General features: G+C 41.7%; 9 protein-coding genes. 1 reads left to right on the top strand and 8 read right to left on the bottom strand.

Going from position 1 to position 12,874, the window contains the following annotated elements:
• Window positions 1-70 precede the first annotated feature (70 nt).
• A complete protein-coding gene (locus AAEU31_RS08750) occupies window positions 71-1,909 on the bottom strand; it encodes a S8 family serine peptidase (RefSeq protein ID WP_135925685.1) in 1,839 nt (612 codons plus the stop codon).
• Window positions 1,910-2,134: 225 nt separating this feature from the next.
• Window positions 2,135-3,307, bottom strand: a complete 1,173-nt coding sequence (locus AAEU31_RS08745; protein ID WP_421967007.1) for a multidrug effflux MFS transporter — start codon at window positions 3,305-3,307, stop codon at window positions 2,135-2,137.
• Window positions 3,308-3,473: 166 nt separating this feature from the next.
• On the opposite strand from AAEU31_RS08745, the gene AAEU31_RS08740 reads away from it, so the two are divergent.
• On the top strand, window positions 3,474-3,950 hold the full coding sequence (locus tag AAEU31_RS08740; RefSeq protein WP_421967006.1) for a hotdog fold domain-containing protein: 477 nt from the start codon (window positions 3,474-3,476) through the stop codon (window positions 3,948-3,950).
• Here the strand turns inward: AAEU31_RS08740 and AAEU31_RS08735 are convergent.
• From AAEU31_RS08735 to AAEU31_RS08710, 6 genes are all read right to left on the bottom strand, one after another.
• Window positions 3,947-4,435 (bottom strand): bactofilin family protein, encoded by a 489-nt coding sequence (locus tag AAEU31_RS08735; RefSeq protein ID WP_135925682.1) that lies wholly within the window; start codon window positions 4,433-4,435, stop codon window positions 3,947-3,949. The genes AAEU31_RS08740 and AAEU31_RS08735 overlap by 4 nt on opposite strands.
• The gene (locus AAEU31_RS08730; protein WP_138556806.1) at window positions 4,425-5,570 is read right to left on the bottom strand and encodes a M23 family metallopeptidase; all 1,146 of its coding nucleotides are present in this window, start codon (window positions 5,568-5,570) and stop codon (window positions 4,425-4,427) included. Before AAEU31_RS08730 ends, AAEU31_RS08735 begins: the two co-directional genes overlap by 11 nt.
• 132 nt (window positions 5,571-5,702) lie before the next feature.
• On the bottom strand, window positions 5,703-7,016 hold the full coding sequence (gene fahA / locus AAEU31_RS08725; protein ID WP_138556807.1) for a fumarylacetoacetase: 1,314 nt from the start codon (window positions 7,014-7,016) through the stop codon (window positions 5,703-5,705).
• A 156-nt stretch (window positions 7,017-7,172) separates the two neighbouring features.
• Window positions 7,173-8,219, bottom strand: coding sequence for a 4-hydroxyphenylpyruvate dioxygenase (gene hppD / locus AAEU31_RS08720; protein WP_062564358.1), 1,047 nt, complete (start codon window positions 8,217-8,219; stop codon window positions 7,173-7,175).
• A 314-nt stretch (window positions 8,220-8,533) separates the two neighbouring features.
• The gene (locus tag AAEU31_RS08715; RefSeq protein WP_421967005.1) at window positions 8,534-11,257 is read right to left on the bottom strand and encodes a metallophosphoesterase; all 2,724 of its coding nucleotides are present in this window, start codon (window positions 11,255-11,257) and stop codon (window positions 8,534-8,536) included.
• A 115-nt stretch (window positions 11,258-11,372) separates the two neighbouring features.
• On the bottom strand, window positions 11,373-12,803 hold the full coding sequence (locus AAEU31_RS08710) for a peptide MFS transporter (RefSeq protein WP_421967004.1): 1,431 nt from the start codon (window positions 12,801-12,803) through the stop codon (window positions 11,373-11,375).
• Between the last annotated feature and the right edge of the window lie 71 nt (window positions 12,804-12,874).

Here is a 12,874-nt window from a genome sequence, read left to right as displayed (position 1 = left end):
GATTTTAACAAGCTTATTAAAAAAGAAAAAGCGGGCATTAATGCCCGCTCATATTGGTTTGGGGAAAGTTTTAAAAGACCACAGTGCTATTGTTTGAACAAACAGTTGTGCTTTGTGCTTCACATACTTGGTATGTGTAACTACCACCGCCTTTTGTTGTGATGGTATCTGTGTAGCTATTTGTGTTTGCTACAGAACCTACCAAAGTACCATTACGGTATACATCAACAGTACTAGTCGCTGCGCCACTCCAGCTTAAATCAACATAGGCTGTGCCTTTTGATTTATAACCAGATGCTGAAAGGCTAACTTCATCACCACCCGGTGTTGGATCGCCACCATTATTGCCGCCAGCACAGCCATTTGCAGTTAAATATGCATCTGCATCGGCTGCTTTAACAATACCGTGACCAAAGTACACATCGTGGCCAGCTGCGCCTTGGTCTTGTGCTGTTGCTTTTAATGCGTCACGAATTTCTGTACCTGTACACTCAGGGTGATTTGACCAAACGAGTGCTGCGATACCTGAAACGGCAGGTGTTGCCATTGATGTACCACTCATGAAACCGTAGTCACTAGTACCGATGGTAATATCAATCGTTGTACTTGCAAGCAGCGCTGAACGGTCTTCAAGTGCAGCACCTACAGCAGGAATTGTTGTATCGTTGGTATCACCTAATGTAGCGTATAACATGCCCGCTTCGTTATTGATGATAACAGCACCAATACCACCTGAGTTTTCACAGTTATTTACTTTGTCATAGAATGAGATATTACCGCGGTCAATCATACAGATTTTACCAGCTGCACCAGAATCAATGCTCTCAGCAGTACCCATGTAATAGGCAGTACCAGATGCATTACCTGAGTTTTCCATTGACGATGTTGCAAAGCCCGCGCCATCAGCTGCTAAGCTTGCAGAAGTTGCCATGCCTGCAGGGTAAGTAGACAGTGTATCAACACCACCTGCTGTCACTTCAACGCAGATAGTTTCATCTGTAGTAGCGCGTTTACCACGACCAGATGTACAGCTAGGAAATTGCGAGAAATCTGCAATTTGATTGTTCGCATCATTTGCACCAACCATCATTACAGATGAATAACCAGCAGGGTACGAGCGTACGCTGTTACCATCGTTACCCGCCGCAGCAACTACAAGACCGCCTGCATTAGTGAAATTAGCAAAGGCGTTAGACTCTGTGCTATTTGCACCACCACCACCTAAGCTCATGCTGATGATATTTGCGCCTGCTTGAGAACATAAATCTGCTGCATGTGCTAAATCAGAAGAATAACCCCAACCTTCGGCATTGAATACTTTGATGATATGCATTGCAACACCCGGTGCCATACCCACCACACCGATATTGTTATCTGCAGCACCAATTGTACCTGCTACGTGAGTACCATGAGGGCCACCATTGTCATACCAGTTACCTGTGCCACTATCGTTGTCACCCGTGATATTACCCCAAATGAAGTCAGGGTTTGATGCATCAAGACCTGAGTCAATAACACACACCTTCATGCCCGCATTAGCATCAAAGGTTACTAGGTCAGCTTGTGATTGGTAAACTGCGTAAGGCGTTAATTGCTGCTGCATTGCATTACCAGCATCATCGTTATAAAGCGCCATTGGTACACGTTTTTGGTCTTCTTCAATCAGTTTGATATGTGGGTTATTAAGCAAGCCTTTAATGCTTGCTAAATCTTGACCGGTAAATTGTGCAGCAATAAAGCCATTACCGTCGACTTTTATATCACCGCCGAGTTTTTTAGCGAGTGCTTTAACTACGCCTTTTTTGTTGTTATCTACTTGGATGATGAAGCGATCGTTTGCTGCATTTGCTGTACCCGCAGCACAAAGGCCACTTAGGATTAGAGCTAAAGCTAATTTATTCTTTTTCATAAATAGTATCCCTGACATATTGTTTGGTTAACTTTGTGTTAACGAGTCTAAACAATAAATTAACTAAAGTATGGGTACAAGGTAAATTACTCAGAAAAACGGAACAATTTATTCTATAAAAAGGCTTTTTATAGTTTATTGGTATAACAGGAAGTCTAAACGGGTAAATAAAGTATAACAATTCTCATTTACCCGTATTTAATATAAAAGTGCGGGTGAACTTTTTTATGATAGTTGCTTATACCTAAATAATAGATACGCAAATGGTATGAGCAATAAAAAGTGTACCCCAATCAGTGATGGGGTTGTTAAATTTAGAAACTGTGTAAGAAATACCAGTAAGCTGGCACCACTCATTTGCATTACACCAATAAGAGCTGAAGCGGTGCCTGCTTGTTTCGAAAACATACTTAATGCGCGACCAGCTGATGAGCCGAGCGTAAGTGCAAAGCCAAATGCAGCAATAAACATAGGAAACATTAATGCCAGAGCAGTGCGTTGTTGGTTTAGTGCCAACATTAAGACACCAGATATAACAAGTAATAAGAGACCTGCTTTTAATGCGCGCTTTGGTTGACGTTTGATGTACAGCGGCATAATAAAGCTGGCAACAATGCTTAATACCGCATTACAAGTAAACCAGAATGTAAAGTCGCTAACACTGCCTCCTAATTCAGTAATAAGCCAACCAGGTGCTAATGTTACAAACACTAATATAGCCGACATAGTTACCAAACAAATTAAGCTATGAAATAAAAACAAAGGTGTGCTAATAATCGGAATAAATCGACGTAAATCAAGCAGGTGGCCGCTGTAAATGCTGTCTGCAGGGCGTGTTTCTTTGTACATTAACAAAGTTATGAATAAACCAATTAGCGCAAAGCCAGCCATGAATAAAAAGTTCATGCGCCAACCAAACTGTACTGTGAGCCAAGCACCGAGAATAGGCGCAAGAGCGGGAATAAAGCAGACAATACCATTGAGATAAGTAATGATTTGGCCACTTCGTTCACTACCAAACCTATCTCTTACGATGGCAAATGCCACTACAAACGTAGCGCAAGCTCCTAAACCTTGTAAGGCCCTTGCTACCATAAGGCTTGCAAAATCAGGTGCCAGATAAGCGCCAAAAGCAGCTAAACCATAGATTATGACACCTGCTAAAGCCACGGGTTTACGACCGAATTTATCAGCTAAAGGGCCAGCAATGAGTTGGCCAAGCCCTACAGTTAACATAAATATGGCTACAGTTTGTTGTACTTGCTTTTCTGAAGCATTGAACTGTTCAGCAATAGTAGGAAATGCTGGAAGGTAAATATCTATTGCTAATGGACTAAAGATAACCAGAAGGCCCAGGATGAATAATAGACTTAGGTTTTTGTGCTGGGGTGACTGCATTCGCTCTCCTTTAAAACGGTATTTTATGTGCCCCTAAAGGAAAAGAAAAGCATTCACTTAGCGAAATGTGTAATCATTAAAACTGCTTACAAAAATTTTCCATTTCGCTATCTGGTCTGATGTGTTAGATTTTTATCTCACATCATAAAAATAATGGATAAACGTCGTGAGCTCACAATCATCATTATTAAAAATCTGGTCGAAGTGCCAGTCATTACCAAAAGGGAAGTGGTTATTTAGTAAAGCGGTGTGTTTTAAAGCCCCTTATTTTGGCTCAATAAAACCATTGATCACAGAGTTGTCAGCAGGGTACTGCAGCGCAATCGTTAAAAATCGCCGAGCAATTCATAATCATATTGGTACTATCCATGCCATTGCCCAGTGTAATGTAGCAGAGCTTTGCGCAGGCTTAATGGTGGATGCAACTGTGCCTGCCAAAACACATCGTTGGATCCCAAAGGGGATGACGGTAAATTATTTAGCGAAAATTGATACTGATATGCGTGCAGTCGCACAGATTGAGGTGCCAAACGAGTGGTTAGATAAGCTAGATATCGTTGTCCCGGTGAAGGTTTATAATAGCCGCGATGAGTTAGTGTTCACCGCGGATATTACGATGTATGTAACGGCTAAAAAACGTTAAGACTTATCAGCGGCTTGTTTGTTCACAAACGACAAGTCGTTGCTATCGTCAGGGAGTATTGATGGGCTACTTTCATCGCTTGAGCTTGGCTTGATAGGAGCAATTTTGTCTTCTTCATGACGATGCTTTAAGCTGCCTTCGATATTGGCACCTGCTTCAATACTTAATGTATCGTGAAACACATCACCGTGAACTTGAGCCGTACTTTCTATGGTTACCTTATTCGCAATCAAGGAGCCAATGATCTTGCCTTTTATTACGACACTATCTGCTTCTATAAGACCTTCAACCATGCCTGTTAGGCCAATAACAAGATGTTTTACTCTTAAATCACCGTCAATACGACCATCAAGTTGAACTTCACCTTGGCTTACTAAAGTGCCAGTTAAGCGAACATCTTCTGCAATAATAGAGGGAGTATGGTTTGTTCTTTTTAAAGTAGAGCTAGTTGAGCTAGCTGGAGCTTGTTTTTTTTTACCGAACACGAGAAAGCGCCTTTGTTATTTTAACTGGGTTGACATGCTTGCCATTTACTAAAACTTCGTAATGTAAATGAGTACTTGTACTGCGACCTGTACTACCCATTAAGCCAATAACGTCATCTTTATTAACTGTTTGGCCTTTTTTTACTTTGATTTTATTTAGGTGGCCAAAACGTGTGACAAAACCGTTTTTATGCTGAAGTTCAATAAAGTTGCCGTAGCCACCGTTTCTTCCTGCGCGAAGTACGGTTGCATCTGCGGGGGCAAAAATTTCGGTTTTATGCCAGCCAGCTAAATCAACCCCTTTATGAAATGCTCGACGGCCATTCATTGGATCTTTTCTCAGACCAAAGCTACTGGATATATAATAATCTGCAGCAGGGAGGGTTTGCGGTAATTCACTTAACAGATTTTCAAGGTTATTAAGCGCTAGCAATTTATCTGCAATCGTTAGAAATTCAGCGGGAATTTTTGACTCGTCAAATAAATCTAAAGGACCACCTTGGGCTGTGTCGCTTTCGTCAGTTGCGCTTCGGACAAGCGCATCATTAAGCCCTGCACCTTCAAGCATTGCTAAAATTTCTTGATGGCGTTGTTGGATTTGTTGCTCAAGCATGCCAAAAGTGTAGTTATAGCTTTTATCAAGTCGTGCTATACGCTCTGAAAAGCTCTCAAGTTGCATTGCTTGTTTAGGGTGTTCATCTTCTAACGGTGCATGAAACTCTTCGGCATGTTCTTTAATTGGGAGCAGTACCGGCTCGATACCGCCCTCAGGAGTGGTTTTATTGATTGATTCAGGTAATGACTCAATCATGCTTTGTAATAACGCTTGTTTTTGCTCTAGAATGGCCAACTGTTCTACTTGTTTTTGGTATGTAAGCTGTTGTTGAGCATGCTTTTTTTGCCATTCTTGTTGCTTGCTAAGTTGTGATTGTTCAATGCTGGATATTTGATCGGCTTGCGAAATGATTTGCAGCGTCGAAATGCTTAACCAAGCAACTGCTGTTAATACAATTAAAAACGTCGTTAGTTGTAACCAAGGCGCAAGGATAAGGTGCTTTACTTCGCCGTTCTGACGGATCAACAGCTGTCTAGCTGGAAAAAACGTGCGATAAAAAGACTTAAGTTTAACTAACATAGCGTATAAAAAATGACTAATAACCGAGTTAAGATAGCAATATGATTCAAAAAAGCTAGCAAAAATTTGTAACCCAGTTATAAAAAATGCAAAAAAAAGGGCAAAAATTGCCCTTATAACAAATAATTACTTTTATTTTGCAGGTAACACTGTACCTTCAACTGAACCAAAGCCAATGCGTGCAAAACCGTCTTTTTCACACCAACCACGCATAATTACGTTATCGCCGTCTTCTAAGAAAGTACGTTGCTCGCCATTCGCTAGAGTGATCTTTTCTTTACCACCGCGAGATAGCTCTAATAATGAACCGGCTTCTTCATGCTCAGGACCAGACTGCGTGCCCGAACCTAACATATCGCCCGGTTGGAAGTTACAGCCATTTACTGTGTGGTGAGCGACCATTTGCGCAACTGTCCAGTAAGAGTGCTTGAAGCTTGATTTAGATACCTGTGTTGGCGCTTCACCAGCTGCACGCATCTTTTCAGTTTCAATTTGCACATCCATTTTGATATCGAATGCACCAAACTCACGGTTATGAGCTGACTCTAAATAGTCCATTGGTTGAGGATCGTTTTCGTCACGTGTCCAGTTTGTTCTAAATGGTGCCAGTGCTTCTGTTGTAACAATCCAAGGTGATACTGTCGAAGCGAAGTTTTTCGCAAGGAATGGACCTAATGGTTGATATTCCCACGCTTGTAAGTCACGCGCAGACCAGTCATTAAATACACAGAAACCAAATACGTGGTTTTCAGCGTTTTCAATGGCAATTGCATCACCTAATTCATTACCTTTACCAAGGTAAATACCTAGTTCAAGTTCGTAGTCTAGGCGTTTACAAGGGCCGAATGAAGGTACGTCAGCATCAGGAGCTTTGGTTTGACCGTTAGGACGGTGGAACGTTTGACCTGATACATCAATTGACGATGAACGGCCGTGATAACCAATTGGTACCCATTTGTAGTTAGGTAAAAGAGGGTTATCTGGGCGGAACAGACTACCTACTGCTGTTGCGTGGTAAATAGAAGTATAAAAGTCAGTGTAATCACCAATGCGACACGGTAGCGCAAATTCGATGTCTGCTTGAGCAATAAGCGCTTCGCTTAATTGTGCTTGCTCACTGGCACCCTCACGGAGTGCTTTTGATAGGGCAAGACGAAGTGCAGACCAATACTGCTGACCAAGGCCCATAAATTCATTTAATGTAGCTTGGCTTGCTGCTTTAACAGCAACCTGTGCATCACCAGAGAATAAACCAAGTTCGTTTACTTTCGCTAAATCGATAACTTGGTCACCAATTGCTACAGCGCCACGGAACGCTTCGTCTGAATTTTTACGACGTACTTCTGCAAAAGGAAGGTTTTGAATTGGGAAGTCACAGTTCGCTTCGTTAGCAGATGCAACCCAGCTTTTTAAATTAATATCGTGGGTTTCGTTAATTAGGCTCATACTCTTTCCTTATTTGTTCGCGCTGATTTGTTAGTTATCTATATGGAGGCAATCAACGCAATTTAAACAGTTACTTTAAAAACAGAATTCAAAACGAGAAAAAGCAGCGTGTGAATATACCCAAACCACACGCTGCTTTTTATTCACTATGATGATTTAGATTACACCACGGCGCTCTTGATCACGTTCGATTGATTCGAAAAGCGCTTGGAAGTTACCTTCACCGAAACCGCCGTCATCTACACGTTGGATCATCTCGATGAAGATAGGACCGAATAGGTTCTTTGAGAAGATTTGCAGTAGGTAACAGTTTTCGCTTTGGCTATCTACTAGGATTTGATGCTTACGGATCTTCTCTTTGTCTTCTTTAACCCAAGGCACACGGTCAAAAATGGTGTCGTAGTACTCAGGGATGATATCAAGCGTCGCAATCGTTGATTGGTCAAGCTTATCAAGTGAGCTTACTAGGTCATTAGTAAGGAATGCTAAATGCTGTACACCCGGACCATTGTACTCATTTAAGTACTCATCGATTTGGTTGTTGTTGTTATCTTTACCTTCGTTGATCGGAATCGAGAAAGTGCCGCACGGTGATTTAAGTGCGTAAGATAATAACGCTGTTTTTTGACCTTTAATGTCGAAGTAACGTACTTCAGTAAAACCAAATACGTCTTTATAGAAGTTAGCCCATGTTTCCATCGTACCTTTGTAAACGTTATTGGTTAAATGGTCGATACGGATGAAGCCTTTGTCTTCAACAATGTTTTGTTCGCTTAGATCTTCGAAGTCTGACTCATAGATAGACCCTTTGTCGCCAAATTGCTCAATGAAATAGATTAAGCTGTCGCCGATACCGTAGATAGCTGGGTAAGGTAAATCTTTGTGTGTTGAATCTGTGGCAGGTTTTGCACCGCGCTCAACAGCAACTTCGAATGCTTTTTGTGCATTCTCTACACGCCAACCCATAGAACAGATCGCTGGACCGTGGCTTTTAGCGAATTCAGCAGAGAAACCATCACGCTCATTGTTTAGTAAGAAATGAATGTCATGCTGGTTATAATAAACAATGTCTTTACCTTTGAATTTTTTTAGCTTTGAAAAGCCAAAATCAGTAAACACTTTGTCCATGTAATCTGCATCTGGTGTTGCGTATTCAGTGAATTCAATGCCCACTAGGCCTAACGGATTATTTACTTCGCTCATTGTCATTACTCCCGCAATTATAAGCACTGCGCTAAAAAGAATTATTGTTCTGTAATGAGCGGATGATTAACCAGAATCTTAATAAGGGGAAGATCTCGACTACATTTAGTCAAAGCAGCCTTTGTAAATTAAATGGGACAATGATTTTAATTTCATCAGTTGCATTATCAAAGGCAATGAACAGGGCACTACTTTGACTAATGGATGTCATCCTTTGTTTAGGTTATCTATTTGTTTTAAATCATTAATTTCAGCATTTGCAAGGCGATAAAAAAGGCCTGAAACGGCCTTTTTCATTAAGTTGATTGTATAGTTTAGTTTACGGTTTGGCGCGCTTTGTTAAAAAACTTGCTACGTTGTTGTAACCAAGGGTGACTCATAATTTGTGGTGCAGCTTGATAATGACGCTCAACCACTTGATTTAGGGTACGGGTTGATTGCGTAAAATTAAGTTGCTGTTGCGCAGCACCCATATTGGCAATTTCATCATCAGTCATCGCACGACCAGCAAATAACAAGGCGTTTAAGTAACCCGGCTTAGTTTCGTAGTCATTATCGGTTAAAAGCAGCGCCGCGTTGTTAATTGCCCAGCGTTCATCAATTTCACCTTCATCTTTAAAACCAATTAGCTGGCCATCAAGGTAAATTTTTAGTGCGCCATTGTTTGGAGCAGCATAAAACACAAAGGCAATACGATGCCAACTGTTAGCAGGTACTTCACCAAAATAGCCGCTGTCGGTGGTGGCAATACCAATGGCGTTATCTCGGCTAACGTACAGGTCTGCGTCATCACTATTAGTCATATCGGTTTGTAATAATGAACGCCACTCATTGGTGCTTTGTTCTGGCCACATAATATCCATCACTAAGGTGTAATCAGCGATAAACCCTTCTGTTTGGTAATCACCGTTGGCAGCACTATTAGCCGTTAAGGTTAAGCCTTGGGTTGGGCTATGACGAGCGAAAGCTAACACGCCTGAGCCACCATTTGGTAAATCAGCAACGTCAAGCTCTGAGGTGGTGGCAAATTGACTATTCTCTGGCCCCCAGTTTTTGTCTTCAAGGTCATAAAAGCTGAGTGTTGCGGGGCCAAAGTCACTACTAAAACCTTGCTCTGGGTTATTAAAATTCCATACTGTGACTGCATCATCCGTTTTACAGGCGTTAAGTGTGTTATCGGTGTCAATATATAAACATTGGCTGGTGCGTGATCGCGCGTAGTTATCAAGCAACCACCAACTTTCAGCGACCAATTGGGCTTCTAAGCTTGGCAGAGTAGGAAAGAACAACCCAGTATTAAGCGCTGGGCCTTTAAATAGGGCAACCTGATAAGTGCTTGCATCGTTAATGTTATCTGGCACTAAAGAGACCCATTCAGGCTGGCTTGCAAGCATGGTTTTTAATTGGCTACCAGTCACCGCGATTTGATAAATGGCATTAAACCCTGAGGTATTTGATGGCTGGCGTTCAACCTTAAACGCGGCATGAAAGTCTTCTTGGGTTAATGTACCCGGTAGCCAGCGATCTTGTACTTGGCTTGCATCAAGCAAGACGGCATCAATAGCAGGGAACTGCTGCATAGTCGCTTTGGCTGTAATTGCAGTGAGTTCTTCTGCTGTGGGGTAGTTTTCTGAAACGGCAATTTCGGTGTTTGCATCTGGCGCATAACGACCCATGATTTCATCGATGGCAGTTTTAGTGCTTTCATCTAGGGTCGTAATGCTGGCGGTTGGAACTGTATTGTAATCAACATCAGCAAGTGTCTTGTCTTTAAGGTTAAAGGTTAAGGTAAGATCAGTTAGCCCTTGTGCAAAAAAGTTTGGCTGAATAACAATGCTGCCGTTATCTAAGGTTTGATAACTTTCACCGCCATGGGTATGCCCACCAAGCACTAAATCAATGCCCGCTACATTTTGTGCAATTCGGGTATCTGTGCCTTCACCTAAGTGACTTACCATCACCATGTAATCAACATCTTGACGGTATTGGTTAACAATCTGCTCCGCCACTTCTTGCCATTGCCAATTCATTTTGAAATTAGCGATAAAGTCGGGAATAGGATCGTCTTCAACTGGTTCATCAAGTTCATTCCAAGGCACTGAAGTCATGCCAAAAAAGCCAATTCGAAGACAACCAACTTGAACAACTGAAAAATCGACACCGGCAAACGGCGTATCATCGCTACCATTATATTTGGTATTACTTGATAACACGATAGCATTATCGTCATCGGCAAAATCTAGCAGTTGCTCTGGTCCCCATGCATAGTCGTGGTTACCAATCACACGTACGTCAAAGGCCATGGCTTTTATTGCTTCGACAGTGGCTAACCCTTGTGATGTTTGTTCAGCTACGGTGCCTTTTTCATAATCGTCGCCGCCATTGGTAAATAAGGTATTTGGGTTTTCAAGTTTGGCATTGTCGTAGTAACTGCGAATACGGCTAAATAACTGCTCTTTAAAGCCAAAGCGCGCGTGTAAATCAGCAACATGGATAAAGCGTACAGTTTGGTTACTGGCTGTGTCACTACATTGCTCGCCAATGGTTTTACTTACTGCAGACACGGTGCGCGACATTAAAGCAAAACTGCCAAATTCAGTGATAGCGCTGACTGCAAATCCATCGTCGCTTAGCTCAGTGGTTAGCGTTTGCCATTGTTCATCGACTAGCTGCACTATGCTAAAGGCAAGGTTAGTTTGCTCATTTGGTAACTTAATCGCCAAACTCAATGGCTCTGCAAATATCAGATTATTGGGGCGAAAAGTATGAATTGCGGAGACAATACCTTGCTCTATATCTGTGCTTGAAGCGGTTGTTTCAGTGTAAATAAACGTGGTATCTGTTGTAACCGTGTTACTTGTTGCGTTAAGTGTGACATCGCCTTGTGCAAATTGTGCGGAAAAACCATTTTCAACAGAAATAATTAAACCAGACTGAGCAGGAGCTGTTGTGACTTCTTTTGTTGTTTTATCGCCACCACATGCTGTCAGTAATAAGCTAGTCAGAATAATGACCAGTAGTTGAGTGTTTAAGCGCACTTGCTCAGTTCCTTTGCAAACCAAATTAATATCGGAATATAGTATCAGTTTTAAGGACGCAGAGGGAATAGGGAAGAGAGAAATACCCCGCAGCGGGCGCTACGGGGAATAAATATTATTGCTTTTCAGCTGTCACTTCTAGCTCTTCAGCTAAGATGTGCTCAGTAGTTTGTGGCTCATGTTGGCCTTCAGCTCCATGCATCCAAGCTACTAGTTTGTCGCTTAGTAAGTACATGATAACAGCAGAAAGAACCGCTGTTGCGCCTAAACCAATGAAGATACCCATAGCGTTATCTAGCGCTTCTTCACCTTCACCTAGGAATGAACCTACGAAACCAGCAATCTTGTTTGCAACCGCTGTACATAGGAACCAAATACCCATAAGCATTGAAGCTAAACGTAGAGGTGCAAGTTTACTCACCATAGATAAACCAATTGGCGATAAACATAACTCACCTAGCGTGTGGAATAAGTAGAATAATACTAACCACATCATGCTGATTTGTAAGTGCTCACCTTGACCTTGTGTCATAAGCGCTAAGATCATAGTGATGAAACCAAGTGCTAAGAAAATAAGTGCAATAGCAAACTTAACTGGTGAATTAGGTTCACGTTTATCAAGCTTTAACCAAATAATGGCAACTAAAGGTGCAAATACAATAATGAAAATTGAGTTTAAAGATTGGAACCAAGAAGCAGGCACTTCAAAACCAAGTAACATACGGTCAGTGTAGTCGTTAGCAAACAAGTTCATAAGACCACCTGCTTGCTCAAAGCCCATCCAGAAGATAATGCTGAATACACTCATAGTGAAAATAACTTTGATGCGATCAGTTTCAACTTTAGTCAGTGGCTCTTTAGTGTTTGATTCAGATTGAGCTTGTGAAAGCTTAGCCGAAGGTACAACACCAATATCGCCTAAGTATTTGTTACTTAATGCAAGTTGCATAAGTACAGAGATTATCATACCGATACCCGCTACGATGAAGCCCCATTGCCAACCCATTGCTGCTGCAGCATAACCTGCAACAAGTGGACCTAATGCACCACCTAAGTTAATACCCATGTAGAAGATAGTGAACGCGCCATCACGACGTTGGTCGCCTTCTTTATATAGGTCACCTACCATGGTTGAAATATTTGGTTTAAATAAACCGTTACCTAAACAAAGCAGTGTTAAACCAATGTAGAAAACGTTTTCTTCTTGGCCAGCTAAATAGCTGTGAGGAATACCCATAGTGAAATGACCCGCAGCCATTAATAAACCACCAAGGATAATCGCTTTACGTTGCCCTAAAACATTATCAGCTAACCATCCACCCAGTAACGGTGTAATGTAAACAGCCATAGTGAAGGTACCGTAAAGGCTTAGTGCATCGGCATTTGACCAGCCAAAACCACCTTCTTGCACAAGAGCAACTAAATATAATACTAAAATAGCGCGCATGCCGTAATAACCGAAACGTTCCCACATCTCTGTGCCGAACAACAGGAATAACCCTTTAGGATGCCCTAAAAAGTCACCTGCTTTAGGTAATGAACTCATATTTACTTCCTAACTCTAAGATTTTTATTGAGGCCTTATTGTTTTTGCTTTAGTCGTTCTATATTTAGAAT

It is taken from the genome of Pseudoalteromonas thalassia (genome assembly GCF_049257215.1).
In the GTDB taxonomy this organism is placed as follows: domain Bacteria; phylum Pseudomonadota; class Gammaproteobacteria; order Enterobacterales; family Alteromonadaceae; genus Pseudoalteromonas; species Pseudoalteromonas lipolytica_C.
This window is presented reverse-complemented; position numbering and strand designations above follow the sequence as displayed.

Excerpts from the sequence above, each read along its gene's own strand:
- hppD (WP_062564358.1), bottom strand. The coding sequence starts at position 8,219 with ATGAGCGAAGTAAATAATCCGTTAGGCCTAGTGGGCATTGAATTCACT.
- AAEU31_RS08710 (WP_421967004.1), bottom strand. The coding sequence starts at position 12,803 with ATGAGTTCATTACCTAAAGCAGGTGACTTTTTAGGGCATCCTAAAGGG.
- fahA (WP_138556807.1), bottom strand. The coding sequence starts at position 7,016 with ATGAGCCTAATTAACGAAACCCACGATATTAATTTAAAAAGCTGGGTT.
- AAEU31_RS08750 (WP_135925685.1), bottom strand. The coding sequence starts at position 1,909 with ATGAAAAAGAATAAATTAGCTTTAGCTCTAATCCTAAGTGGCCTTTGT.
- AAEU31_RS08730 (WP_138556806.1), bottom strand. The coding sequence starts at position 5,570 with ATGTTAGTTAAACTTAAGTCTTTTTATCGCACGTTTTTTCCAGCTAGA.
- AAEU31_RS08745 (WP_421967007.1), bottom strand. The coding sequence starts at position 3,307 with ATGCAGTCACCCCAGCACAAAAACCTAAGTCTATTATTCATCCTGGGC.